General features: G+C 69.2%; 26 protein-coding genes and 1 pseudogene. 13 read left to right on the top strand and 14 right to left on the bottom strand.

The features are described 5' to 3' along the window. Window positions 1–73 precede the first annotated feature (73 nt). Window positions 74–1,021 carry a methionyl-tRNA formyltransferase gene (locus C6N31_RS36010; RefSeq protein ID WP_138351946.1) on the bottom strand — a complete coding sequence of 316 codons (948 nt, stop codon included), beginning with the start codon at window positions 1,019–1,021 and terminating at the stop codon, window positions 74–76. 246 nt (window positions 1,022–1,267) lie between these two features. Here C6N31_RS36010 and C6N31_RS36015 point away from each other — a divergent pair, with 246 nt between their 5' ends. After that, window positions 1,268–2,620 (top strand): lysine N(6)-hydroxylase/L-ornithine N(5)-oxygenase family protein, encoded by a 1,353-nt coding sequence (locus C6N31_RS36015; RefSeq protein ID WP_198359100.1) that lies wholly within the window; start codon window positions 1,268–1,270, stop codon window positions 2,618–2,620. A 278-nt stretch (window positions 2,621–2,898) separates the two neighbouring features. After that, window positions 2,899–3,357: a GNAT family N-acetyltransferase gene (locus tag C6N31_RS36020; protein ID WP_138351944.1), complete on the top strand. Its 459-nt coding sequence runs from the start codon at window positions 2,899–2,901 to the stop codon at window positions 3,355–3,357. 204 nt (window positions 3,358–3,561) lie between these two features. On the opposite strand, the gene C6N31_RS36025 is transcribed toward C6N31_RS36020, so the two are convergent. The 6 genes and pseudogenes from C6N31_RS36025 to C6N31_RS47065 form a co-directional block, all read right to left on the bottom strand. Next, window positions 3,562–3,768, bottom strand: coding sequence for a hypothetical protein (locus C6N31_RS36025; protein WP_187145190.1), 207 nt, complete (start codon window positions 3,766–3,768; stop codon window positions 3,562–3,564). After that, the gene (gene argB / locus C6N31_RS36030) at window positions 3,765–4,676 is read right to left on the bottom strand and encodes an acetylglutamate kinase (RefSeq protein ID WP_138351943.1); all 912 of its coding nucleotides are present in this window, start codon (window positions 4,674–4,676) and stop codon (window positions 3,765–3,767) included. The genes C6N31_RS36025 and argB overlap by 4 nt, the downstream gene beginning before the upstream one ends. A gap of 17 nt (window positions 4,677–4,693) precedes the next feature. Continuing rightward, window positions 4,694–5,845 carry a bifunctional glutamate N-acetyltransferase/amino-acid acetyltransferase ArgJ gene (argJ, locus tag C6N31_RS36035; protein ID WP_198359101.1) on the bottom strand — a complete coding sequence of 384 codons (1,152 nt, stop codon included), beginning with the start codon at window positions 5,843–5,845 and terminating at the stop codon, window positions 4,694–4,696. Further along, window positions 5,842–6,882, bottom strand: coding sequence for an N-acetyl-gamma-glutamyl-phosphate reductase (argC, locus tag C6N31_RS36040; protein ID WP_138351941.1), 1,041 nt, complete (start codon window positions 6,880–6,882; stop codon window positions 5,842–5,844). Before argC ends, argJ begins: the two co-directional genes overlap by 4 nt. Window positions 6,883–6,924: 42 nt before the next feature. Next, window positions 6,925–7,140: pseudogene (locus C6N31_RS36045) on the bottom strand (isochorismatase family protein); the annotation flags it as partial. 196 nt (window positions 7,141–7,336) lie between these two features. Further along, window positions 7,337–7,540: a hypothetical protein gene (locus tag C6N31_RS47065; RefSeq protein ID WP_381586584.1), complete on the bottom strand. Its 204-nt coding sequence runs from the start codon at window positions 7,538–7,540 to the stop codon at window positions 7,337–7,339. 187 nt (window positions 7,541–7,727) lie between these two features. Here C6N31_RS47065 and C6N31_RS36055 point away from each other — a divergent pair, with 187 nt between their 5' ends. Beyond that, window positions 7,728–7,991: a hypothetical protein gene (locus tag C6N31_RS36055; RefSeq protein ID WP_198359102.1), complete on the top strand. Its 264-nt coding sequence runs from the start codon at window positions 7,728–7,730 to the stop codon at window positions 7,989–7,991. A 140-nt stretch (window positions 7,992–8,131) separates the two neighbouring features. Here C6N31_RS36055 and C6N31_RS36060 read toward each other — a convergent pair whose 3' ends face one another. Both C6N31_RS36060 and C6N31_RS36065 read right to left on the bottom strand, forming a co-directional pair. After that, window positions 8,132–8,821: a M24 family metallopeptidase gene (locus C6N31_RS36060; protein ID WP_198359103.1), complete on the bottom strand. Its 690-nt coding sequence runs from the start codon at window positions 8,819–8,821 to the stop codon at window positions 8,132–8,134. A gap of 765 nt (window positions 8,822–9,586) precedes the next feature. Further along, on the bottom strand, window positions 9,587–9,958 hold the full coding sequence (locus C6N31_RS36065) for a winged helix-turn-helix transcriptional regulator (RefSeq protein ID WP_164293223.1): 372 nt from the start codon (window positions 9,956–9,958) through the stop codon (window positions 9,587–9,589). Between the two features lie 92 nt (window positions 9,959–10,050). Between C6N31_RS36065 and C6N31_RS36070 the strand changes: the two genes are divergently transcribed. The 5 genes from C6N31_RS36070 (at window position 10,051) to C6N31_RS36090 (ending at window position 17,683) form a co-directional block, all read left to right on the top strand. Then, a complete protein-coding gene (locus C6N31_RS36070) occupies window positions 10,051–10,890 on the top strand; it encodes an SDR family oxidoreductase (RefSeq protein WP_198359104.1) in 840 nt (279 codons plus the stop codon). 679 nt (window positions 10,891–11,569) lie between these two features. Next, window positions 11,570–13,510, top strand: coding sequence for an RICIN domain-containing protein (locus C6N31_RS36075; protein ID WP_198359105.1), 1,941 nt, complete (start codon window positions 11,570–11,572; stop codon window positions 13,508–13,510). Window positions 13,511–13,781: 271 nt separating this feature from the next. After that, window positions 13,782–15,644: a serine/threonine-protein kinase gene (locus C6N31_RS36080; protein WP_198359106.1), complete on the top strand. Its 1,863-nt coding sequence runs from the start codon at window positions 13,782–13,784 to the stop codon at window positions 15,642–15,644. A 324-nt stretch (window positions 15,645–15,968) separates the two neighbouring features. Continuing rightward, entirely contained in the window at window positions 15,969–16,544 is a 576-nt protein-coding gene (locus tag C6N31_RS36085; RefSeq protein ID WP_198359107.1) for a helix-turn-helix domain-containing protein, read from the top strand. 77 nt (window positions 16,545–16,621) lie between these two features. Then, window positions 16,622–17,683: a threonine aldolase family protein gene (locus C6N31_RS36090; RefSeq protein ID WP_198359108.1), complete on the top strand. Its 1,062-nt coding sequence runs from the start codon at window positions 16,622–16,624 to the stop codon at window positions 17,681–17,683. Between the two features lie 44 nt (window positions 17,684–17,727). Here the strand turns inward: C6N31_RS36090 and C6N31_RS44545 are convergent, their stop codons facing one another. Further along, entirely contained in the window at window positions 17,728–17,964 is a 237-nt protein-coding gene (locus C6N31_RS44545; protein ID WP_232486077.1) for a hypothetical protein, read from the bottom strand. Between C6N31_RS44545 and C6N31_RS36100 the strand changes: the two genes are divergently transcribed. Then, window positions 17,954–18,448: a TetR/AcrR family transcriptional regulator gene (locus C6N31_RS36100; protein WP_232486078.1), complete on the top strand. Its 495-nt coding sequence runs from the start codon at window positions 17,954–17,956 to the stop codon at window positions 18,446–18,448. The two genes, C6N31_RS44545 and C6N31_RS36100, sit on opposite strands and share 11 nt — an antisense overlap. A 233-nt stretch (window positions 18,449–18,681) precedes the next feature. On the opposite strand, the gene C6N31_RS36105 is transcribed toward C6N31_RS36100, so the two are convergent. After that, window positions 18,682–19,386: a GntR family transcriptional regulator gene (locus C6N31_RS36105; RefSeq protein ID WP_198359109.1), complete on the bottom strand. Its 705-nt coding sequence runs from the start codon at window positions 19,384–19,386 to the stop codon at window positions 18,682–18,684. Between the two features lie 165 nt (window positions 19,387–19,551). Between C6N31_RS36105 and C6N31_RS36110 the strand changes: the two genes are divergently transcribed. From C6N31_RS36110 to C6N31_RS36125, 4 genes are all read left to right on the top strand, one after another. Beyond that, window positions 19,552–20,088, top strand: a complete 537-nt coding sequence (locus C6N31_RS36110) for a YbhB/YbcL family Raf kinase inhibitor-like protein (RefSeq protein ID WP_138351931.1) — start codon at window positions 19,552–19,554, stop codon at window positions 20,086–20,088. Window positions 20,089–20,096: 8 nt separating this feature from the next. Continuing rightward, window positions 20,097–20,789: an iron-dependent transcriptional repressor DtxR gene (locus C6N31_RS36115; protein WP_138351930.1), complete on the top strand. Its 693-nt coding sequence runs from the start codon at window positions 20,097–20,099 to the stop codon at window positions 20,787–20,789. A gap of 306 nt (window positions 20,790–21,095) precedes the next feature. Further along, on the top strand, window positions 21,096–21,917 hold the full coding sequence (locus C6N31_RS36120; RefSeq protein WP_138351929.1) for a hypothetical protein: 822 nt from the start codon (window positions 21,096–21,098) through the stop codon (window positions 21,915–21,917). Beyond that, window positions 21,914–22,654, top strand: coding sequence for a class F sortase (locus tag C6N31_RS36125; protein ID WP_244809716.1), 741 nt, complete (start codon window positions 21,914–21,916; stop codon window positions 22,652–22,654). The genes C6N31_RS36120 and C6N31_RS36125 overlap by 4 nt, the downstream gene beginning before the upstream one ends. 205 nt (window positions 22,655–22,859) lie before the next feature. On the opposite strand, the gene C6N31_RS36130 is transcribed toward C6N31_RS36125, so the two are convergent. The 3 genes from C6N31_RS36130 to C6N31_RS36140 all read right to left on the bottom strand — a co-directional run bounded on the left by C6N31_RS36130 (window position 22,860) and on the right by C6N31_RS36140 (window position 24,998). Beyond that, complete coding sequence (locus C6N31_RS36130; RefSeq protein WP_187145192.1) at window positions 22,860–23,018, bottom strand: hypothetical protein; 159 nt, start codon at window positions 23,016–23,018, stop codon at window positions 22,860–22,862. Beyond that, window positions 23,015–24,520 carry an ISL3 family transposase gene (locus C6N31_RS36135; RefSeq protein WP_138352080.1) on the bottom strand — a complete coding sequence of 502 codons (1,506 nt, stop codon included), beginning with the start codon at window positions 24,518–24,520 and terminating at the stop codon, window positions 23,015–23,017. Before C6N31_RS36135 ends, C6N31_RS36130 begins: the two co-directional genes overlap by 4 nt. Window positions 24,521–24,653: 133 nt before the next feature. Then, complete coding sequence (locus C6N31_RS36140; protein WP_138351928.1) at window positions 24,654–24,998, bottom strand: hypothetical protein; 345 nt, start codon at window positions 24,996–24,998, stop codon at window positions 24,654–24,656. Window positions 24,999–25,122 lie beyond the last annotated feature (124 nt).

A 25,122-nucleotide genomic window follows, 5' to 3' on the forward strand; every position in this document is an offset into this window, starting at 1 on the left:
GGCCCAGCCTCCTGCGCGTATGGCGGTGCCGAGGGCCCAGGATCGCCTGGGCCCTCGGTGCTCAGCCGACGGGTCAGGGACGGCTGGTGAGGTAGCCGCCCATGGAGGTGAAGTACTCGAGGGCCGGCATCTCCTGGCCGTCCTCGGTCCGTACGCGGCTGATGGCCAGGCCGTGGTTGCGGCCCCTGCGGGCGTCGGCCCCGGCGACGATCACCACGCCGTCACCTTCGCGGTAGAAGACGCGGCCCGGGGTGCCGCCGTACCGGCCCTGGGACACGACGGCGGAGACCACTTCGAGGCGCTTGCCGTTGTGGAAGGCGAAGGCGCTGGGGTAGGGGGCGGACTGGGCGCGGACCAGGCGCGCGAGGTCCTCGGCCGGCCAGCTCCAGTCGATGCGGATGTCCTCCTCGGACCGCTTGTGGAAGAAGGTGGCCTGGGAGCGGTCCTGCTGGGTGAACTCCGTCTGCCCGGAGGCGATCAGAGCGAGGGCGCCGGTCGTTACCGGGGCGATGAGGTCGACCGTCTTGTGGAACAGATCGGTGGCCGTGTCGGTCGGCTCGACGGGGACTGCACGCTGCTGGACGATGTCGCCCGCGTCGAGCTCGTCGTCCATCATGTGGGCCGTGACGCCGACCTCGGGCTCGCCGTTGATGAGGGCCCAGATCAGTGGCGAGAAGCCGGCGTACTTGGGCAGCAGCGAGTCGTGGACGTTCAGTGTTCCGTGCCGGGGGAGGTTGAAGATGCGCGGCGGGATCCACGTACGCCAGTTGTTGGCCACGATGATGTCCGGGTCGGCCTCCTTGAGACGGTCGAACAACTCCTCGTCGTCGGGCCGGTCGCGGATGACCACGGGGACTCCGTGCTTCTCGGCCAGCTCAGCCACCGAGTCGCTCCAGATCTTCTCGTAAGCGTGCTCGCTCTTGGGATGCGTCACGACCATCACCACGTCGTGCTCGGAGTCGAGGAGCGCTTGCAGGGTGCGGTGCCCCCAGGTCTGATAACCGAACATGACGACCCGCATGGGGTTCCTCCTCGAAAGAGCGAATGACCGGCGCTAAGTAAAGCAAGGCTTACCTAAGGGTACAACAGCCCGCGATTCTAGGGCGTTTGACGGCATGATTGACGTTTTGCCTGTTTTGTCCGGGTGACAGGTTGGCCAGATCAGGTTAGCTTTACCTAAGTTCCGCTCGGCCGCCGCTTCCGGTGTGCCCGACGCCTCGTCCTCACCCACACCTCACACGCGGCTGTCCCGCACGATGGGAGTGACATGTCTCAGGTTCTTCCTGGCGACGCACCTCTGGTCCACGACCTCATTGGCATCGGCTTCGGGCCGTCCAACGTGGCCATGGCGATAGCGCTCAGCGAGCACAACGCTCGCGTCGGCAGGCAGGAGGCGGTCACCGCTCACTTCTTCGAGCAGCAGCCGAAGTTCGGCTGGCACCGCGGCATGCTGATCGACGACGCGACCATGCAGGTGTCCTACCTCAAGGACCTGGTGTCGCTGCGGAATCCGGCCAGTGAGTACAGCTTCCTCTGCTACCTGCAGAGCAAGGGCCGCCTCATCGACTTCGTCAACGCCAAGAACCTGTTCCCGCTCCGCGTCGAGTTCCACGACTACTTCGAGTGGGCCGCGGCGAAGGTCGACGACATGGTCTCCTACGGCCACGAGGTCATCGCCGTCGAGCCCGTCGTACGCGACGGTGTGGTGGAGTACCTGGACGTGACAGCCCGTTCGGGATCCGAGGTCGTGGTCCACCGGGCCCGCAACCTCGTCATCAGCACCGGACTGCGTCCCGTCATGCCGGAGGGCGTCGACCGGACGGACCGCGTCTGGCACAACTCCGAGCTGCTGAAGAAGGTCGACGGGCTGGAGGGCACCAACCCCTCCCGCTTCGTTGTCGTCGGCGCCGGCCAGAGCGCCGCCGAGAACGTGGCCTACCTGCACCGCCGCTTCCCCGAGGCCGAGGTCTGCGCCGTCTTCTCCCGCTACGGCTACAGCCCCGCCGACGACAGCAGCTTCGCCAACCGCATCTTCGACCCGGCCGCGGTCGACGAGTACTTCACGGCCCCCGACGACATCAAGCAGAAGCTGATGGACTACCACGGGAACACCAACTACTCCGTGGTGGACATCGACCTGATCGACGACCTGTACCGGCAGGCGTATCAGGAGCGTGTCCTCGGTACCGAGCGGCTGCGCTTCATCAACGTCTCGCGGCTCACCGGCGTGGAGGAGACACAGGACAACGTCCGGGCCACCGTCAAGTCCCTCATCACCGGCGAGGAGACGACGCTGGACGCCGACGTCGTCGTCTACGCCACCGGCTACAGCCAGGCAGACCCCGTGGGCCTCCTCGGCGAGGTCGGGGACCGCTGCCACCGCGACGACCAGGGACGCATCCGGGTCGAGCGCGACTACCGTGTCGCGACCCACCCCGAACTGCGCTGCGGCATCTACCTCCAGGGCGGCACCGAGCACACCCACGGGATTACGTCGTCCCTGCTGTCCAACACGGCGATCAGAGTCGGCGAGATCCTGCAATCGATCATCGACCGCGACCTGAAGGCCGCCCCGGCCACGGCCCAGCCGCTCGCTGACGGCATCGGTACGGCCCGCTAGTCCAGCACTCGACGAGCACCCGCGCCGGGGGCTGTCCCTGTCGGTGGAACCCAGGCGCCGCTTGGAGGGATGCAGTCGGCCCCGGCCCCGACACACCCCAGGGACGGAATCATGCTCTGTACGAGGCTGACGAACGCGTACATCCGGTCCAGGATCGGGGACATCGAGGTCGTGGCGACGTTCGTGGACGGGCGGGACGTGGGGGAGGGGCACAAGCTGTGAGGCTGTCGTCCCGCGCGCACCAACCGCTTTGCCCACCCCACACCCCCACGTCGTCCGTGCGCTCGGCCGGTTCCCGGGACGCCGCCGCTCTCGCCGCTCTCTCACGTCCGTTCATCCGCGCGGGCGTACTGCGTGAGCGGCCGTTCCATGTCTACGCGTCGCAAGCGACCGACTTCCTGGTCGCCGAGGCGCCTGACGGCACCTTGGACGGCTGCCTCGCGCTGCGCGTCGACGACCCGGACCCGACGCGCGACGGCCGGGCCCTCGGGGTCCTGTACAACTTCTGCGTCGCGCAGCACATGCAGGGGAGTGGTGTGGGGGCACGGCTTCTGGGCGCCGCCCTGGCCCGTGGGCGGGCGCAGTCGCTGGACGCGCTGTTCACGGCGACGACCGGCAGTGGCCGCCTCTTCCTGCGGCACGGATTCGCTCCTACGTGCCCGAGCCTGGCCCCTCTGTCCTGGGCACGGTCTCTGGACCCCCGGCGGGGCGCCCGCGTACTCGCCCGGGTCCTGTGAGCGCCACCTGGTGAGCCGTCACGACGAGAGGGCGGAACCCGAGCCGTAACGGCTCGGTCCCGCCCTCTTTCGCACCGAGTGGACGTCACTCGCGCTGACGTCACGTGCCGAGGATGGCTGGCGACGCTCCCACCAACTGGGCGATCTCCGCCTCCGTGACCGTCAGAGCGGGAGCCAACCGCACGGTCCGGTCGCCGGCGGCGTTCACCAGGAACCCGGCCCCCTGCGCCGCCCGCTGAATCCGGGCCGCCACCGGGCGATCCCGCCAGTGAAGTCCGTGTAGGCGCGGCCCGATTTGTCCCACACGGTGCGGCCGTCTTCGCGGACCAGAGCCAGCGGGGGAGTGCCATAGGTGTCCATCATCACCGCTCGCCAGCGGTCCGTCAGCGGTGCGGCGCCGGCGGCGGTCATGAGCTCGTTCCTCCCCTGTCGGGTGTGCTGTCGGGTACGACCGTGGTGCCGGGGCTCCTCCCGGTGAAGACGCCGCGCAACACCGCGTGCGGTACCCGTCCGTCGAGCACGTGCGCCCGGCCGACTCCTGAGCGGACCGCTCGCAGACAGCCCTCCATCTTCGGGAGCATCCCGCCGGCGAGGCCCGGCAGCAGCACGTCCAGCTCACCGGCAGTCAGATGCTCGATCACCTCGGTGCTGTGCGGCCAGTCCGCGTACAGCCCCTCCACGTCCGTCAGCATCACCAGGCGCTCCGCGCCGAGCGCGACGGCCAGCGCGGACGCCGCGAGATCGGCGTTGATGTTGTAGACCCGCCCGTCCGTGCCGCGCGCGACCGGCGAGATCACCGGGATGCGGCCCTGCTCCAGCAGCACCTGTACGGTACCGGGGTCCACCGCCACGACGTCGCCGACCAGGCCGATGTCCACCGGCCGGCCGTCCACCAGGGCGCCGCGTCGTACCGCGGTCATCGTGTGCGCGTCCTCGCCCGACATGCCCACGGCGAACGGCCCGTGGGCGTTGATGGCACCGACGAGCTCACGCTGGACCTGACCCGTCAGCACCATACGGACCACGTCCATGGTCTCCGGAGTCGTCACTCTCAGGCCCGCCTCGAAGCGGACCTCCAGGTCGAGCCGGGCAAGCATCGCGCTGATCTGCGGTCCGCCGCCGTGCACGACGACGGGACGCAGCCCCGCGTGCCACAGCTCCACGACGTCCTGAGCGAACGTCCGGTGAAGCGCGGGATCCACCATGGCGTTGCCGCCGAACTTGATGACGACCGTCCGGCCCTGGAGTTCTTCCTGCCAGGGAAGGTCCCCCGGTGGCAGGTCCGCCGCGGCCACGTGCTGTTCGACGGGAGCCTTCATCCCTGTCCCCGTCCCGTTCATGAGCTGTAGGCGCTGTTCTCGTGGACGTACTCGGCGGTGAGGTCGTTGGTCCAGATGGCCGCCGAGGCGTTGCCGGAGCGCAGATCGACGGTGACGGTGACCTGGCGCCCCGACAGATCGACCTTGTCGCGGGCCTCCCCGGCCGCGCCGTCCCGGCAGACCCAGACGCCGTTGATCGCCACGTCCAGGCGGTCCGGGTCGAAGGCGGCGCCCGTTGTGCCGATAGCCGACAGCACCCGGCCCCAGTTCGGATCCTCCCCGTGCAGCGCGCACTTGAGGAGGTTGTTCCGGGCCACCGACCGGCCCACCGTCACGGCGTCCTCCTCGGACGCCGCGCCGACGACGGCCACTTCGATCTCCTTCGACGCGCCCTCGGCGTCCGCCACCAACTGACGCGCCAGGTCGAGGCACACCGCGTGCACGGCGTCGGTGAACTCCCCGTCGTCCGGGGTCACGCCGGAGGCGCCCGACGAGAGCAGGAGCACGCTGTCATTGGTGGACATACAGCCGTCCGAGTCCACCCGGTCGAAGGTGGTGCGTACGGCGGCGCGCAGCGCGGAGCCGAGAGCCGGGCCGTCGATCTCGGCGTCCGTGGTGAGGACCACCAGCATGGTGGCCAGCCCGGGCGCGAGCATCCCCGCACCCTTCGCCATACCGCCGACGGTCCACCCGGACCGGGGCGCCACCGCGGTCTTGTGCACCGAGTCCGTCGTCTTGATCGCCACGGCCGCGTCCTCGCCGCCGACGGCCGACAGCCGGTCGGCCGCGGTGTCGATGCCCGCCGTGACCCGGTCCATCGGCAGTGGTACGCCGATGAGCCCGGTCGAGCACACCGCCACGTCGTTCACTTCCGCGCCGACCGCCATGGCCGTGCGCTCGGCCATCAGACGCGCGTCCTCGGTTCCGGCCGGGCCGGTACACGCATTGGCGCCCCCGGAATTGAGGACCACTGCGGAGAGCCGATGGTTCGCCAGCATCCGGCGGGACCAGCGCACCGGCGCGGCCTGTATCCGGTTCGAGGTGAAGACCCCGGCGGCGGAACGCGACGGCCCCTGGTTCACGACCAGGGCCAGGTCGGGATCGCCGGATTCCTTGATGCCGGCGGCCACACCGCTCGCAAGGAACCCGCGGGCAGCGGTCACGGTCACGGAGCCACTCCATTCGTGGGCAGGCCCAGCCACTCCGGCAGGCCGAGGGCGACATTCATGCTCTGCACCGCGCCACCCGCGGTGCCCTTCACCAGGTTGTCGATCGCGCTCACGCAGACCAGACGACCGGCGGCCGCATCCACAGCCACCTGCACGTGCACGGTATTGGAACCCAGGACCGATCCGGTGGAGGGCCATTGGCCGGGCGGCAACAGCCGGACGAACGGCTCGTCGGCGTACGCGGCTTCGAAGACCGCGCGCACCTCGTCCGTGCCGCTGTCGACCCCCATGCCGGGGCGCAGACGGGCCGAGCAGGTGGCCAGAATGCCGCGTGGCATGGGTGCCAGCATCGGGGTGAAGGACACGGTGACCTGCTCGCCTGCCACCCGCGACAGGTTCTGCGCCAGCTCCGGGGTGTGCCGGTGGACGCCACCGACGCCGTACGGGGTCATCGAGCCCATCACCTCGGAGCCCAGAAGGTGCGCTCTGGCCGCCCGGCCCGCGCCCGAGGTTCCGCTGGCCGCCACGATCACGGTTTCGGGCTCCACGAGCCCGGCCGCGTAGGCCGGGAACAGCGCCAGGCTGACGGCGGTCGGGAAGCATCCCGGTACGGCGATCCGGTTCGCGCCCTTCAGTTCGACTCGGGCGCCCGGTAGTTCGGGCAGTCCGTACGGCCACGTCCCGGCGTGCTCGGAGTGGTAGAAGCGTTCCCAGTCGCCGGCGTCGTGCAGACGGAAGTCCGCGCCGCAGTCCACGATCAGGGTGTCTTCCCCCAGCAGACGGGCCAGGGGCGCCGACTCGCCGTGCGGGAGGGCGAGGAACACCACGTCGTGCCCGCGCAAGGTGTCCGCCGAAGTCTCCTTGAGCATTCGGTCGGCGAGAGCGGACAAGTGCGGCTGCACCTCACCGAGCACCTGGCCGGCTCGGCTGTGTGCCGTCACGGAACCGATCTCCACGCCGGGATGTGAGTCGAGCAGGCGCAGGATCTCGCCGCCGGCGTAGCCACTGGCCCCGGCCACCGCGACCCGTACGGTCATGTTCTTCCGTCTTTTCTGTCAGTGGGGGCATGCGAAGACGCGTCAGGCGTCCCGAGGGGTCCTGCGGAGCAGCAGGTCTCGCAGCAGGGCGTTGGTGGTGCGGACCTTGCCGTTGTGCGCGGCCCACCGCAGGGCCATGGCGTGCTCCTCGGCGGAGAAGTCGGCCACGGCGTCCGCGACGACGAAAGGCTGAATGTCGTTCATGAAGGCGTCTGCGGCCGTCAGGAGGACGCTGAGGTGCGCATACACCCCACAGACGCCACGAGACCGCGGCTGCCAGGCTGTTGGGCAGCCGGCTCGGCGCTGAAGACCACCGGCATCCCCATGGCTGTTCCTCCCCTTGACGGCCCGGCACACACTGCGATGTGACTTAGCTTAGCCTAACCTAATGTCGAATGATCTCGTCCAAGCATCCTCGATGAGCCCGACCGGATGCGGAGGGTGCGGGCAGTCGTCAGGAGGCTCGCGCGGTGCGCGCGACCGGGTGAAGCGCCGCGAAGTCCAGCGGTGCGTACGGGTCGATCGACACCTCCAGCGGGGCCGGCTGTGCGCCGGCCCGCACCAGTAGTTCGCCGACGGGGTGGGGGTCGCCCGATCCGGTGGACTTTGGGCATACGGGACACCTGAGCGCGGGTACGCCGCTACCGTCCAGAGCCATGAATCGGACTTCTTGGGGCCTGGCCACCGTGGTCCTGCGGGACGGTGAACGCCGTTCAGCCATAACGGTCCAGCCGCCTGACGCGGTCAGGTACGCCGATTTGGCGGTACGGCTGAAGGCCGCGGGAATGCGTCGGCCGACCCGCCGCGAGTGGGACGGCGGGCTGTGGCCGATGACGCACTGCACGGTGACCGTCGAAGCAGACCGGATCACGCAACTGGACACCGGCCGCCTGAAGCTGGCCTGCACCTCCTCCCTGGCACTCAGTCCGGGATGGCACGCCGCGGCGGTCCATGGGCATGTGCTCGTCTCATTGGTCGAACCCGGGACATGGGCTCAGTCACATGCGGCAGACGAAGGCATCGAGGACGCTGTCCTCGTCGCGGCAGTAGATGCCGGTCGCCTGCTCTGCGGGCTGGCCGACATCCGCACCGTCACCGCCCCACGATGAATGCGCTGGTAACCAGCGCCGACCGCCCCGGTGCACCGCTGCCCCGGGAGCGTCCGGGTGAGACCGCATCATGGCCGGGCGACCAGGGCACCCGTCGGGCCGATGTGATCCGCCCAGTGCAGCCACGGCCACGGCCACGATCAGCCGAGGTCGAGCAGCTGATCGTGGAAACCACCGAACCCGCGATCCCGATCGACGAGGTGCACCTCCAGCACCCAGTGGCAGGGACGCCCGGCCTTGTCCTCGCGCCGCAGTTGCTGCGTATTGCCAGGTGCGATGAAGGACATGACCTCGTCCTGGGCGACCGTCTCCGGGGGGACCTCGCCCACCAGATGCCCAGCGTGCGGGCTGCCGAACTCCCACCCCGCCTCGGTTGTCAGCTCAGCGATGACCGTGAAGAGCTCTTCGCCGGTTATGCCAGGATCGCTCTCGAACGCGCGCCTGCCCGCTTCGAAGATCAGTTGCAGATCGTCCCGAAGCCGCAGCTTGACAGGAGACCCGCCGAGAACCGCAGTACGTCGGAAGTGGGCTTCCCTCTGTTCAAAGACACCGCCCAGGTCACAGACAACGACCTCGTCGGCGTCGACGAGCCGATCCTCCGGGCGCACCTGATACGGCTGAAGGGTGTTCGTGCCCGACCGGACGATCCGCTCGTCCTCACCGCGCCGCACGCCGAACAACTCCTGCGCGAGATCGCGAATCCGCTCACTGATCCCCTGCTCACTCTCGCCCGCGGTGACCAGCCGCCGACTCTGCACCTCAGAGAAGAGGGCAATGGCCTTGGCCTGGGCGTCTAACAGGCTCTCCACGCGTTCGGATTCATCATGCATGCGGCCGAGCCTACGGATCCGCCCGCATCGCGACCAGACGACGTATCCACAGCTGCGATCGCTACGAACGATTGGCTGGTGGACCTCGTACGAGGCCAGGTCCGCCGGGTCCTCCGCCGCGAGTGCTACCTACCCGTCGGGCCGTAAGAGAAAGAGCCCCCGGTCCCCGTAGGCCTTGTGTGCGTGGCCGTCCACGTCGATGACGTCGCCCTGCTCGCCGGGCCGGCCGACCCGGACCGGCTTGTAGCGTTCCGAGGCTGGGGCATCGGTCCCGCCGAAGGCGAGGAGAGTGGCGTGCGGGCCGCGGAAGAGGTCGAAGAGACGGATGGGCCCACAGGGGGCGTCGGGGGCGCGTCTCCGGCGCGCAGCGCGTCGTCGCCCAGGCCCTCTCGGTACTCGCGGGTCAGGGGGCTCTCGCGGTAGCCGAGGCCCAGTTGGAAGGTCGCGCCGCCGCGCTGGGAGAAGCCGCGGTCCTTGTCCACGCGGTCCTGCTCGAAGACTAGGGTGGTGAGGGCGAGCACATGCCGCGCGACCGGCCGCCGCTCGGCCTCGTAGGTGTCGAGGAGCGCGTCGGGCGCGCCGTGAGCTGACGTAGCATCACGTTTCCTTCGGCGCCCCGCCCCCTTCACCGGTCGGCAGCGGGGCGCCGCGATTCTTCCGTCGAGGGTGGGGTCGGCCCATGTCTTCGCCGTAGCCGCAGACGTTGAATCGGAGTGGTTCCGTAGGGGCGCACGGCAGTGCCATCGCCACAACCGCGGCGGCGAATTATCCCGCGCTGTGCGGCGACAGCCGCAGCGTGATCCGGTCGAACAGCTCCGTCAGCGGCTCGCCGACGTCCCGGCCGAACTCGGTCAACCCGTAGGTCACCTGAGGCGGCGTCGTCGGTTCGACCTCACGCCAGATCAGGCCGTCCTGGACCAGCCCGCGCAGGGTCTGCGCGAGCATCTTCTCGCTGATGCCCCGGATGCTGTCGCGCAGTTCGTAGAACCGGAGGCTGTTGCTCCGCAAGGAGATCAGCACCCACACGCCCCACCTGCTGGTCACGTGGTCGACCACATCGCGCGCGGGGCAGTCGGTGTGAAACACGTCATACCGCTTCCCCGCCTCGGCCTGTCTGTCCTGCACGCCTTCCGTCATGTCAGGAGCTTACCTCGGGGTATGTCCTTACCAAAAGTAAGCCCGTGCTCCTAGCGTGCAGACCACTGAGGACTTCCGACAAGGAGCTGATCATGATCGTGGTAACCGGGGCTACCGGGAATATCGGCCGGCCGTTGACGCAGGCACTGGCCGAGGCGGGCCATCAGGTGACGGCGGTGTCACGACACGGGGCGGCGGTGCCCAACGGCGTCCGCCACATGGTGGCCGACCTGGCCGAGCCCGCCACACTCAAGCCCGCGCTGGCCGGGGCGAAGGCACTGTTCCTTCTGCTGTCCGGCGACCTGCACGCCACTGGAGCCAACCCCGCCGACATCATCGGCGAAGCTGCGGCCGGCGGGGTCCGCCGGGTCGTCCTGCTCTCCACGCAGGGCGTGGCGACCAGGCCCTACGGCCAAACGCGGATCGCGATGCGCGCACTGGAGGACACGCTGCGGGAGTCCGGTCTGGAGTGGGCCATCCTGCGGCCGGGCGGCTTCGCCTCCAACGCCCTGTGGTGGGCCGATTCCGTCCGCACGCAACAGCTCGTCGCCGCGCCCTTCGGCGACGTCGGGCTGCCGATCATCGACCCGGCGGACATCGCCGCGGTCTCGGCGGCCTGCCTGGTGGAGGACCGGCACACCGGCGGTGTGTACGAGCTCACCGGTCCGGAGGTGATCACTCCGCGCCGGCAGGCGGAGGCCCTAGCCGCCGCGCTGGGCTCGCCGGTGAGGTTCCACGAACTCACCCGCGACGAGGCCAAGGCCGCCATGACCCAGAGCATGCCGTCGGAGCTCGCCGACGACACGCTGGACATCCTCGGTTCGCCGAGCCCGGCCGAGCTGCGCGTCAGCCCGGACGTCCAGCGGGTCCTCGGCCGCGCCCCGCGTCGGTTCGCCGACTGGGCTGCCCGCAATGTCGCAGCCTTCCGCTGAGACCGGTCAGCGCCGCTGGAACTGACACCTTTGGGGGGGCCGTACCCCTCCTCGTGCCGGCGTTCGGTGCGCTGCCCCTGAGGGCGGCCCTGTCGGCCGGATCCGAGGCCGCTAAGGCTCGTTCTCCTTGCAGTTGGCCGGGAGCCGATCGGCTGTGTCGTCGTCCCAGGACCAGGACCGAGTGTCCTTCGGACGGTGCGCGGCATGGGGTCGAAGGGTCGCAGGTTCACATCCTGTCGTCCCGATAGTGCGACCAGCGGGTTTGTCGGCAACGACAAGCCCGCTGGATGCGTTGGGAGTACCTGCGATGGTCCGGTGAGGGCAACCCGGCACCAAAGATCGTCCTTCGTAGCGGCACCCCTGGTCAGGAGTACGCCCGCGAAAGTCGTCGGGGAGGCCCAGGGCTCGCAGAGCGGTCAGACGGCCTGCTCACCCGACGGGCCGTCAGAGGGCAGGGCGTGTTCGCGGGCGGCGCGTTCGAGTTGTGGTGCCGATGGATCGGCCGCCCATGCGGCAGCGGGCAGCAATTACCCGCTATCAGACCCTTGCCACGCCCCGGATTTCTGTCCAATACTGCGCACTACAAGCTCCACGTGGTCTATACCGCGCAGATCGAGCAGCGAATCGCGCACAACCCCGCACCGTGCCGCACCCGTCCCTCCGACAGACCGGACACCCGATGCGACCACTCAGAACCCTGGCCGCGGCCGCCCTCGCCGCCAGCCTCGTCCCCGTCTACCTGCTCGCCGCGGCGCCGGCGACCCACGCCGCCACTGGCACCCCGACGACAGTCCCGTCCCTGCGCTCCTGGACCGCCGGCACCGGCTCGTTCAGCTTCATCTCCGCCAGCCGCGTCGTCGTCGACCCCGCCTATGCCGCACAGCTCACCGCAGACGCGAACACCTTCGCCGCCGACCTTTCCGCCCTCGAAGGCCGTACGGTCGCCGTCGTGCAGGGTGCCGCGGGCGTCGGCGACATCGCCCTCACGCTCGGCGGCAACGGGCTTCCCGCCGAGGGCTACACCATGACCGTCGGCAGCAGCATCAGCATCCAGGGCGGCACCACGACCGGCGAGTTCTGGGGCACCCGGACCGTGCTGCAGATGCTGCACCAAGGCTCGACGATCACCGCCGGCACGGCGACCGACTCGCCGACCAAGGCCGAGCGCGGCCTGATGATCGACGCCGGGCGCCGGTTCTTCGACGTGCCGTTCGTCGAGAACCAGATCCGCGACATGGCCTACCTGAAGATGAACTACCTCCACCTGCACCTGTCGGACACGTTCGGGTTCCGGCTGGAGAGCAGTACACACCCCGAGGTCACGTCGACCCAGCACTACTCCAAGCAGGACATCGCCGACATCATCGCGGTCGGCAACAAGTACCACGTCACGATCGTCCCGGAGATCGACATGCCGGGGCACATGGACGCGATCCTCACCGGCGAGCTCAACATCGGGCACGACTACCGGCTCAAGGACAGCTCGGGAGGCGTCAGCAGCGCCTTCATCGACCTGTCCATCCCCGGCGCGCGGACCCTGATCAGTGATCTGATCAACGAGTACCTGCCGTTGTTCGCCTCCTCGCGCTATTGGCACATCGGCGCGGACGAGTACGTGACCAACTACAGTGCCTACCCACAACTGCTCACCTACGCCCGCGCCAACTACGGTGCCAGTGCCACGGCCAAGGACACCTACTACGGCTTCATCAACTGGGCCGACAGCCTGGTCAAGACCGGAGCCAAGACCACCCGCATGTGGAACGACGGCATCAAGGCCGGCGACGGGACCATCTCCCCGAACGCCGACATCGTCGTCGAGTATTGGTACAACTACGGCCTCACACCGCAGCAGTTGATCAACGCCGGGCACACCGTCGCCAACGAGTCCTGGGACCCGACCTACTACGTCTACGGCGGCTCGAAGCCGAACACGACGTGGATGTACGAGACCTGGAACCCGGACCTGTTCCAGGGCGGCAACACCATCAACAGCGCTTCGAAGAACCTGGGCTCTCTGCTCCACGTCTGGTGCGACAACCCCAGCGCCGAGACGCAGGACCAGACCGCGGCCGGGATCAAGTACCCCATGCGGGATCTGGCGCAGATGACCTGGGGCACCCCCGAACTCGCCGCCACCTACGCCGCCTTCGTTCCGATCATGGACGCCGTCGGCCGCAACCCGCTCTGGCCCGGCTCCGGCACCGGCAACCTCAACGGCGTGCACACGCTCACCACGGGCGGCAAGGCGCTCGACGACCCGGGCAGCTCGACCACCACCGGCACGCAGCTCATCACCTGGGCCCTGCACGGCGGCGCGAACCAGCAGTGGACGTTCACGCAGCAGTCCGACGGCTCCTACACCCTCGTCAACGGCACCTCGGGACTCTGCGCCGACGTGAACGGCGGCTCGACGGCCGCCGGAGCCAAGATCATCCAGTGGACCTGCTCCGGCACCACGAACCAGGAGTGGACCGTGACCCCACTGGCGGGCGGCGGCTACACCGTCAAGTCGGTCAAGAGCGGACTGCTGCTGACCACGGCCTCCACAGCCGACGGCGCGCTGCTGACACAACAAGCCGACACCAACTCCGCGCTCCAGCACTGGACCATCGGGTAGTCCGCCGGGACCGGGTCCGAGCACACGCTCGACCCGGCATCTGCTCCGGCACGAGGGGGGCCGCCGCAGCGTGCGGCGGTCCCCCTCGGACGTCTTCGGCTCCGCCGGTGCTTCGACCGGGTGACCGAGGCGACCGCCACCCCGGCGGGCACCGACCTGAAGGTCCTGGCCGGCCTTGGGGTGCAGGCACTGCGGGCGGGTTCTTGTTCGGGCCGGTAGTGTCGCCGCTGCGCGGAGCGGGTTGACGTACACGGGGGAGAGTGGGGCACGGATGCACGTCCTGGAGCCGGGGGATCCGCGGCGGATAGGGGAGTTCACGCTGGTCGGCAGGCTGGGTTCCGGCGGTATGGGCCAGGTGTTCCTGGGGCGTTCCGCGGGCGGTCGGGCCGTGGCGGTGAAGGTGGTCAAGGCGGCGCTGGCGGAGGTTCCGGAGTTCCGGGCCAGGTTCCGTCAGGAGGTTGCCGCGCTGCACCGGGTGGGCGGTGAGGGGACGGCTCCGGTTCTGGGCGCCGATACCGAGGCCGCGGCCCCGTGGGTGGCCACCGAGTACGTGCCGGGGCCGGCACTGGACCAGGTCGTCGGGTCGGGCTACGGGCCGTTGCCCAAGGCGACACTGCATGCTTTGGCGGGGCGGCTGGCCCGTGCGCTGTGCGCGATCCACGGCGCGGGTCTGGTGCACCGCGATCTCAAACCGTCGAACATCCTGCTGACGGTCGACGGCCCGCGCATCATCGATTTCGGTATCGCCCGGGCGCTCGACACCGCGGCAGGCAGCGTGCGGACCTCGACCGGGGTCGTGCTCGGCTCGCCGGGTTTCATGTCGCCGGAGCAGGTGCGCGGACAGCCGGTGACGGCTGCCGCGGACGTGTTCAGCCTCGGCTCCGTGCTGGTGTACGCGGCGACGGGGCGGCTGCCGTTCGGCTCGGCCGAGTTGGGGCCGCACGCGCTGATGTTCCGTGCCGCCGAGGAGGAACCGGACCTCACCGGGGTGCCGCAGGCGCTGACCGGTCTGGTGACGGCCTGCCTCGACAAGGACCCGCAGCGGCGGCCCACAGCCGAACAGCTCGCCGCGGGCACCCACACCGACGCGGACGGGCCGTGGCTGCCCGCGGAGCTGCTGACTGAGCTCGGCCGGCTCGCCGCCCGGATCCTCACCGCGGAGACACCACCGCAGATACCCCCTGTGGAGGCATCGCCGCAGGTAATCGCCGCGGACGCACCGCCGCTGGTACTCGCCGCTCAGACACCGTCGCAGGGCTCGACGGCGCCGACGCGGTTCACGCGGCGGTGGCGGCCGGTGCTGGCCGCAGTGGTGACGCTCGCCGCGGTGGCCGCGGGCGTGGCGCTGATCCTGCGTGACGGTGGTGACAAGGGCCCCGCGGCGGGCGGCACACACTCGGCGACCGCGCCGGCGTCGAATTCGGCATCACCGAGCGCCGGGCCGGGAGTTCCGAATGAGTTCGTCGGCGCCTGGGAAGGCGTGGTCGAGGGCAATTCCGATCTGCCGAAGCGGGTACTGCGGCTGGAGATCTCACCGGGCCGGCCGGGCGACAAGGTCGCCGCGTACATCGACACCGACCGGAATGTGCAGTGCACAGGGCGCAGCAAGCTGGTGTCGACCGATGCCGACACCGTGGTCGTCGCCGCGGGCCAGGTGACCGCGGGAGTTCCGCAGGGACGCTGCAAGCCGCTGTCCCAGCAGACCCTCAAGGTGCGGTCGCGAGACGTGCTGGTGTGGACGTCCGGCGGCCTGACGGCCGATTTCTACCGGTCGGCCGGCGGAGGGACCGCGGTGCCGGACCAGTACGTCGGCGTCTGGGTGCCGGCCAACCCGGCCTATCGGGAGAAGGAGTTGATCTCGATCACGCAGGGCCCGGTCGGTGGCCGACTGGTGCGGATCTCGGGCATGGCGGGCATGGAGGACGGCACGGAGCAGTTCTGCGACAGCACTCTCGCCATCGGCGCGGTGTCCCCGGTGCTGGCGCTGAGCCCGCCGACCTACGCGGCGAAGTCGGGCAAGGGCTGCCGTGAGCCTTCCGCGATCTTCTTCATGGTCGGTCGCGACGGCCATCTGCTGCTGTACAGCATGGACGCGGATGCCGAACCGGGAGAGTACGTGCGGAAGTCCTCGTAGCGGGGGGCCGTCGGCGCCTGGCCGGAGGCGCACCACCGCTTCGACAACCTTTACCGTGACGTCGCGCCGGCCACCGGCTGCGCCCGCCGGCCTCGCCGCTGGTACCGCGGCGCGCGGCGTTCGCCATTCGTCGGACCGGACGATCGGCTCCCCGCAGTGAGGGTCGTTCACTAAAACGAACGATGGGTTCAATACTGCGTCGAGTGTTCGGTATAGTGAACGCATGGTTCATTCAATCGAGGCCATTCGGGTCGGCGCACAGGTCCGCGCCCACCTCGATGGCACCGTCCGCGTGTCCTGCACCGCACCGCAACGGAGCCGCTGATGACACCCCCGCCGTCCGGCCGCCAGCCGGTGAGCAGTACCGCAGCCGCAGTCGGCGCGAAGATCCGCCTGCGCCGCCAGCAGCGTGGGATGAGCGCCGCGGAGATGGCCCGGCGCGCCGGGCTGAGCAAGGCCACGCTGTCGCAGCTGGAGTCCGGCAACGGCAATCCGACGATCGACACCCTGGACGCGATCGCGATCGCCCTGCGTATCCCGATCGCCGACCTGCTGGCACGTGACGCCGACACCGGGCCGGTCTTCCGGCCGGGCACGGACACCGAGCCCGGCGAGGTCGCCCGGGAACTGCTGCGCCGCATCAGCAGCGGCAACAGCCTGGAGATCTGGCGGCTGCGCATTCCACCCGAGAGGGAGCTGCCCGGTGTCCCGCACGCCACCGGCACGATCGAGCACCTGCTCGTTGCCACCGGGCACGTGACCGCCGGCCCTGTCGACGCCCCGCAGGATCTGGGTCCCGGCGACATGCTCGCCTTCGCCGGGGACGCACCGCACTTCTACCGCACTGGCGCCGAGGAAGTGGACATCACCGTCGTCTTCGCCTCGCCCATCAGCGCCTGATACCAGGCACACCCCCCATCAGGGCCTGATACCAAGACGCACCCCCCATCAGTGCCTGAGAGCAAGGAACACCCCTCATGAGCACCACCATCGCCATCACGCCCTCAAGCCGTGCGTTCATCAGCGACAACATGGCCGGGGCATCCGAGCAGATAGTCCGGGCCGTCGCCGGCGCGGCCGTCGGGCAGGTCCTGCCGTACGGCAACGACCCCTTCACCGACAACGCCCGCCGCAGGCTCGGCGAGATCTTCGAGCGGGACGTCGATGTCTTCCCGGTCTCCACCGGGTCCGCCGCCAACGGCCTGAGCTTGGCTGCCCTCACGCCACCGTGGGGCAGCGTGCTCTCCCATCCCGGCAGCCACATCAACACCGACGAATGCGGCGCTCCGGAGTTCTTCACCAACGGCGCCAAGCTCGTCGGTGTCCCAGGCATTGACAGCAAGATGGACCCGGAAGCGCTGCGGGCGGCGGTGGGCCGGCGGGCCGGTGACGTGCACAGCGTGCAGCCGTCCGTGGTGAGCATCAGTCAGGCCACCGAGAGCGGCAGCGTCTATACCGTGGAGGAGATCCGCCGCCTGTCCGCCATCGCCAAGGACGCGGGACTGCGCGTCCACATGGACGGCGCGCGCTTCGCCAACGCCCTGGACCATCTCGGCGTCGGCCCGGCCGAGATGACGTGGAAGGCCGGCATCGACGTCCTGTCGTTCGGCGCCACGAAGAACGGTGCGATGACGGCCGATGCCATCGTCTGCTTCGACCCCGCGCTCGCCGCCGAGCTCGCCTTCCGCGCCAAGCGGGCCGGCCAGCTCGCCTCCAAGATGCGCTTCCATGCGGCCCAGATCGACGCCTACCTCACCGATGGCCTATGGCTGCACAACGCCCGCCAGGCCAACGCGATGGCCACCCGGCTCGGCGACGGCCTCAAAGCCATTCCCGGCACCGGCCTGCTGGCCACGCCGCAGGCCAACATCCTCTTCTGCCGTCTGCCCCAGCAGGTCACCGAAGGACTCCTCGCCGAGGGCTACGCCTTCTATCACGACCGCTGGGAACCGGGAATCGTCCGGTTCGTCACCGCTTTCTCCCACAGCGCCGACGACGTCGACCAACTCCTCGACGCAGTCCGCCGCCACACCCGCTGACCGACGGCTCAGGTGCTGCGCACAAGGCCGACGGTGCGTATCTGTCAGAGGGCGTCGTGGGCCAGAAGGCAGCGGGCACAGTCCAGTACGGTCTCCTGGGCGGGCCGGGGCTGCCAGCCCATCATCCGGTGGGCCTTGTCGGTGTTGTGGCGGTTGCGGCGGCCCCGTGAACCCAACGCCACCCCGAGCCACTCGTACGGACGCGTCACCAACCGGGCGCGGATCCTCGCTGCCGCGGGCGAGGCGTTCGCCGCGTCGTCCAGCGCTTCGATGACCGCCATCGCCAAGCAAGCCGGCGTCGGCGTCGGCACGCTCTACCGGCACTTCCCCACCCGGGAGGCGCTCATCGTCGAGCTCTACCACCAGGAGATCCAGAAGGTCATCGACCTGGCGCACACCCTTGCGGCCTCGCTCCCACCGCTGGAGGCCCTGCGTCACTGGTTCGACGAAGTCGCCCGCTACGGACAACTCAAATACGGCGTGGCCGAAGTGATCCACGCCGCGGCCAACGGCGGCCTCGACGACGAGAACTACGAGTCCTTCCTCGGTGCCATCGCCGTCCTGCTGGCCGCCGGCGTCGCCGAAGGCACCCTGAAACCCGGGACCGATCCTGAGGACGTGCTCCTGCAACTCAGCGTGCTGTGGCGCATCCCTCCCGGGGCCGGAGAGCCAGGCACGCGCCGCACGCATCCTCGATCTCGTCATCGACGGCCTGCGCACCCGTCCTTCCTCGGCATGACGACCCAGGCCGGCCCTGCCATATGAACGGGCTCAGGGCCAACGGCCGCGCGGGCGAGTACCGCTGCCTGGTCCGTAGATGACAGCTGGGGACATGACGGAGAGTGTGTCCCACGCGGCTGTGATCTACGTGTGACGGTGCGGTTGTCCCGTCCCGCTAGACGTTCCCCCTGGCACGACGAACTGGCCGGAGTCGAAATGTTCGAGCCTCTTCCAGCAGCGCTCGTAGGCTGCGAGCGTCCGGCGGGTGGGCGAGTCCATCAGGCGTCAACCGAGGGTTCGTGGTGGGGGCGGTCGGTCAGTGCGACCGCCGTCATGGTGAGGTGCTGGGTCAGTACCTCGGCTGCGGCGTCGGCGTCGCGGGCCAGCGCGGTCTCCTCCAACCGGCGATGCTCGGGAGCTCCGTCACGCTCGGGTCGACGGTGCGCCGACCAGCGGCGTGCCAGCTCGCTCGCAATCCACATCCGGTCGAAGGTCTCCAGCAGGACCGGGTTGCCGCATCCCTCCAGGAGGGTGCGGTGGAAGTCGCGGTGGGCCGCGGCCCATGCGTCGCTGTAGTACTCGCCTTCTCCCGGCACGTATGCCGGGGTGCGGGCCAGGCGGTGGTGGGCCGCTCGTACGCGAGCCTCCCAGTCGACATCGCCGCGCTCGATGGACATGCGCAACATGACCGGTTCGATGGTCCGGCGGGCTTCCGCGATCTCCTGCCAGCGGCGGTCGGAGAAGGCCGGGACGGCGAAGCCGCGGTTCGGCAGCCGGTCGGCGAGGCCCTCGCCGACCACCCTCACCAGTGACTCGCGTACGACGGCCAGGCTCACGCCCTGTTCCTTGGCGAGGCTCTGCGGTTTGAGGGCGTCACCCGGGGCGTAATCCCCGCGCATGATCGCGTCCCGCAGGTGTGTGTAGACCTGCTCGGAGAGCATCTGCTTGCCCGGCGAAGTCGAGGTGTGGGCCGTCTGCGTCATGGCCTCATCATAGACGATCCCTTCAATAATCGATTATTAGTGTTATCGTCGATTCATCGGCGATGAGAGCCGACGGCAGTGCTCCTGCGCGGCACCGCGGTCCCTCCGTCGACACCGCATCGCCGCCACTCCGCAGCACGGCCCGAACGGCCCGAAAGGAACGACGTGACAACCGCCAACAACCCCTTCGCCCGCCTCCCTGAGGCGGCCTCCTTCACTGTTGCCAGCACCGCCGTCACCGACGGCGGCGCCTGGTCGCCCGAGCAGTTCTCCGCCGGCGTCCCCGGTGGGAAGGATGTCTCCCCGCAGCTGTCCTGGAACGGCGCCCCGAACGGCACCAAGAGCTACGCCGTAACCGTCTACGACCCCGACGCCCCCACCGGGTCCGGGTTCTGGCACTGGGCGGTCGCCGACATCCCCGCAACCGTCACCGAACTGCCCGAGGGCGTCGGCAGCGACACCGGCTCGGGCCTGCCCGAAGGCGCCTTCCAACTGCCCAACGACGCCCGCGCAGCACGCTTCATCGGCGCCGCACCGCCGGCCGGACACGGCCCGCACCGCTACTTCGTCGTGGTGCACGCCCTCGACGTCGAGTCCATCGGCGTCGCGGCCGACGCCACCCCGGCCGTCCTCGGCTTCACCATGGCCGGCCACATCCTCGGCCGCGCGGTGCTGACCGCCACCGCCGAAACCCCCGCCTGACCAACGGCATGACCCACCTCATCGACACCACCGAGAAGTATCTCCGCACCATCCTGGAGCTCGAGGAGGACGGCCTGGTCCCCCTGCGCGCCCGTATCGCCGAGCGGCTGCACCAGAGCGGCCCCACCGTCAGCCAGACCGTGGCCCGCATGGAGCGCAACGACCTGCTGCATGTCGCCGCCGACCGACACCTGGAACTGACCGAGCACGGCCGGCGGCTGGCGATGCGCGTGGTGCGTAAGCACCGCCTCGCGGAGTGCCTTCTCGTCGACGTGATCGGGCTGGAATGGGAGCAGGTCCACGCCGAAGCCTGCCGTTGGGAACACGTGATGAGCGAAGCCGCCGAGCGCCGCATCCTGGAACTGCTCCAGTACCCGACGAAATCGCCCTATGGCATCCCGATCCCGGGCCTGGAGGAACTCGGCCGGACGAGCACCATGGATCCCTTCCCCGACGAGAGAATGGTCAGCATCAGCGACCTTGAGCCCGGGCCGAACGGAACGAGCGCCGTCGTACGGCGCATCGGGGAGACGATCCAGACCGACCCCCACCTGATGCACACCCTGCGGCACGCCGGGATCCGGCCCGGCGCCGTCGTGAACGTGATGTCCTCGCCCGGCAGCGTGACGGTCAGCGGCGGCGCGGAGGCGGTCGAACTCTCCGTGCAGACGGCCGCCTACGTCCTGGTGGCCGAGCGCTGAGCTCAACTGAGGCACGCGCGCCCGCTGTCGTGGCCGGCGCAGACCGTCGGGGGGCCTCGACCACGATCGTGGTCGAGGCACCCCGACGGTCTCCTGGCACGTCACGGCAGGTGGCTGCGGGACCCCGCAGTGGGATCACCGGGCAGGTTGCGCCCTGCCCGACGGCCCGTTCAGAAGTTTTTCAAAGAACCACCAATCCAACGGCGTTGGGGCTCCGAAGAAGCAGAGAGACCACTCCCCGGGATCTCGCGTCACCCCCGTACGATCTGCGGTTCCTCCCTCGGGGGCCGCGGAACAGGAGCGAATGTGATAGCCAAGCGCACCGGTCGCCTCGTGGTACTCGCCGCCCTGCCTGCCGCCATGTTCCTGACCGTGGGACTCTCCTCGCCAGCTCTCGCGGAGGGCGGCAATGCCTATCAGATCGACCTGGCGCAGCTGAACAACTCCGGTTCCCGGGGTACCGCCATGCTCAGCATCAAGGGCAACAAACTCACTGTGCAGATCGAGTCCGAGGGCATGGTGCCCGGACAGCCCTCGGCCCAGCATCTGCACGGCTCGACCAATGGCCATGACTTCCACTGCCCGGACGCCAGCGACGACACCAACGCCGACGGGGTCCTCAGCAACACCGAGGCCACCGTGGACTACGGCAACATCAACATCTCGCTCACCACGTCCGGGGACACCCTGGCGACCAGCGGTCTCGCCGTGGACCGCATGCCCGTCGCCGACAAGCAGGGCAAGCTCTCCTACAAGCGGACGCTCACCGTCTCCAAGGAAGTGGTCGACCACATCAAGGACCTGCACATCGTGCAGCACGGCATCGACCGCAACAAGAACGACAAGTACGACTTCGAAGGGGCCGGGGTGAGCGAGCTCGACCCGAAGCTCCCTCAGGAGGCCACGGCTCCGACCAACTGCGGAATGGTCATGGGCGCGTCCGTGGGGTCCATTCCGGTGGGCGGTATCGAAACCGGGGGCGGTGACCCGCAGAGCGCGATGGTGCCGACGGCGTTGGCCGGCAGCGCGGCAGCCGTGTCCGTGGCGGCGGTCGGCGCGGCGGTCGTCGTGAGGCGTCGGCGTGCGCTCGCCGGCGTCCGGACGGAGTCCTCGAGGAGCGCCGCGTGAAGCCCGCTCACCTCTCCGCTCACCTCTCCGTACCGACCGCGCCTCCTGCGCCCGACGCCGCTACCGCGCGACCCCGCGGCCGCGGAGTCACCGGCCTGGCCGCCGTCCTCACCCTCGCCGCACTGACGCTGACCGGGTGCGGGGGCCAGGACGCCGCTGCGCCCCCGGCGCGCCAGGCTCAGAAAGCCGTACAGGGCCAGGCGCCCGCCGGCGGCTCCCAGAGCGCGTCGCCGGAGGCCGGAGCGCAGGGCGGATCGAATGCGGGAAACGCCGCGCCCGCCCTGGCCCGATCGGCGCCGCAGACGATCACCATCCCGTCCCTCGGCGTCTCCAGCAACCTGGAGACGCTGCGCCAGGACAAGGACGGAGTCATGAAGGCCCCCAAGGACCCCGATCTCGCGGGCTGGTACGAACCCGGTCCGACACCCGGCTCCGTGGGACCGGCCGTCATCGCCGGCCATGTCACCTGGAACGGTGCGGCGGCGGTGTTCGCGAAACTGAAGACCATGAAGGCCGGCGACACCATCGAGGTGACCCGGCAGGACGGCAGAAAGGCCACGTTCACGGTCGACCGGGTCGCCGAGTATCCGAAGGCCAAGTTCCCCACGCTCGAGGTCTACAAGAATCTCGACTACGCGGGACTCCGCCTGGTCACCTGCGGCGGTGAGTTCGACCCGAAGAAGAGGTACTACGACAGCAATGTCGTGGTATTCGCCCGCATGACGGCTGCCGCGTAGCGAAGAGGGCGAAGCAGCGTGCTGCGAGCTGAGCTTCCGCGCGTCCCGTGTTGTGCCGCCCGGCCGGCGGCACAACACGGGACAGCACGTTGGAGCCGGAGCCTGAGGCGGCATCAGCATGACCGCGTCCCAGCCTGCTCACCGAGGCAGCAGATCCCGGCATGGGGTTGTTGCGACGACGTCACCGTCCGACCGGTCGGACGGGTCAGGGCCGCCTGTAGGGGTGGCAGAGCAGGTCCTTGTAATTGCCGTCATCGAGGCAGACCCGCACGAGCCCGGCTCCGCCGACGACATTGGCCGGCACGGTGAAGGTGAAGTTCTTGGTTCTGTCGACGATCTTGTGATGTGAGTGGTCAAAGCTCATCGCGCGAGCAGGACTCGTTTGCGAAGGAGATCGAGGCCGGCCCGGCCGTACATCTGGCGCTTCAGCATTTTCAGCCGGTTAACGTTGCCCTCGACGGCGCCGGAACTGTAGTGCAGGGACAGGCCGTTGCGGACGGCGTCAAGGTCCCGGCGGAGGTTTCGGGCGAAAGACGCGAGCGGGGCCAGTGTGTCCTGCTCGGTGCCCGCGATCCAGCTCTCGAGACGGTCGCCGTGGCGTCCGGTCATCATCACGGCGAACTTCCTGACGTGGAGAGTCAGCCGGTCCAGCTCAGGATCGCGCTCTCGAAGCCGGTGCAGGTTGCTCGCGTCCTCATCCCGCAGGTGTTCGGGGTGGGTCATGATCCAGGAGGTGACCTTGCGGACCGACGGAGGCTTGGGCCCCGCGGCGGGCGCATGTCCGCGCCCGGTCCGATAGCGCCGCAGGTGACGCTGGACCGCCAACTCGCCTCCGGGGTAGCCGAGGTCCTGGATCTCCCGGTAGAGCTGGGCGGCGTTTCTGACACCTTCGTTCCAGCGCCGGTGCAGGTGGCCGACGTAAGGGTCGACGGTGTGTGCCCGCTGCAGGCTCTTGGCGACGACATCATCGGCGGAGTGGGCGTCGACAAGCTTGCGGACAGTGGCCTGGTGCAGCCCAAGCTTCCGCCCGATCGCCGCTTTCGACATCCCCTGTTCCCACAGCTCGTGGGCGGCGGCGTGCTGTTCACGCAGCCGGGTCACGATCCTCAGCTCCACCGGCGGCTGGACCACCTCAGGCTGTTCCTCCCGCGCGTCGCGTGTGTCAGCAGGTTCGGAAGGCGGTTGGGCCAGGCGGGAGCGGTGGGCGTTCACGCTCTTCTCGACGGCCTGGCCGAGGTTGGCCCACAGGTGATAGCGGTCGGCGACTTGCTCGGCCTGCGGTGCCCCGATCCGCGCGCCCTCGCCGTATCCACTGGAGCGGTCTCTGCAGATGACCTTCACCTCGGGATGGCCGCGGAGCCAGGCTGCCAGGTCCTCGCCATCACGACCGTCGTAGAGATGAAGCGGCCGGTGGGTGGCCATGTCGATCAGCAACGTGCCGTACTGGCGGCCCTTACGGAAGGCGAAATCGGCAACACCCAGCACCTCCACGTCGCCGGCATGCGGCTCTGGCAGGGCCCTGACCAGACGCAGCAGCGTGTCCTTGCCCACGGTGATGCCGATCAGCGTCGCCAGACGGACTCCCGCCCGGCCCGCCAGGGCCAGGCCGACTTGAGCCAACACCCCGCGCAGCAAAGGGGTGTAACGGCTGTGCGGAGTCGTCAGCCCCGTGATCTGCTCGGCGAACGTCACGGCCGGACAGGCAGCGTTCTCGCAGCGGAAGCGGCGTATGGATAACTCAATCACGACACCGAGACCACCCGCCGCCACGTCACGCAACCTACGGACGTACCGACCATGCACCCGCGCCGAACTCTCACCGCACCGGCAGACCGCGGTCATCGCCCGCACACGCGCCCTGAGCATGATCTTGTCCGGCTGTCTCTCGACCTCCTCGATCAACAATGCGGATAGGTACGGGAACAGCTCCAAGAGCACATCACGAGAGCACGCGATGCATGATCGCGAACGACCGACACGACCCGCTGAAGCGTCCGCATCACAAGATCGTCGACAGAACCAAGTTCTTGGACGTACCGCACGCCGTATCGACGGGCTTGGAGTCGTTCGAGCCCAGCTGCACGGTGTCGGCGGCGTTGTAGGTGTACGCCCAGGTGAGCCGGCAGTACGCCAGGCCGGCCGAGCTCACCGACTTGTGTGTCCCCGTCACCACGACCGACCGGTTCAGCCACGTCACAGTCCCCTTCGTCCATGTGTTCCCGACAGTGACTTCGAAATCGGTGGAGGGGTAGGCGGCGGTGTGAGCGCCGGCGGCGGGAGCGCCCAGCAAGGTGCCCGCGGTCAGCACGACGGTGCCGAGGGCAGCTGCGAGATGAGTGCGCATGCGATCTCCAGGATGTGAGCCGGTTGCGGCCTCACATCCTGCGCGAGCCATCCATCTGCGGACCAGCTCTTAATACTGCAACCGCATGTGGGGGTGGTGGCCTCGGCGTTGGTAGTGGCATCTG

It is taken from the genome of Streptomyces fildesensis (assembly GCF_016107395.1).
GTDB lineage: Bacteria > Actinomycetota > Actinomycetes > Streptomycetales > Streptomycetaceae > Actinacidiphila > Actinacidiphila fildesensis.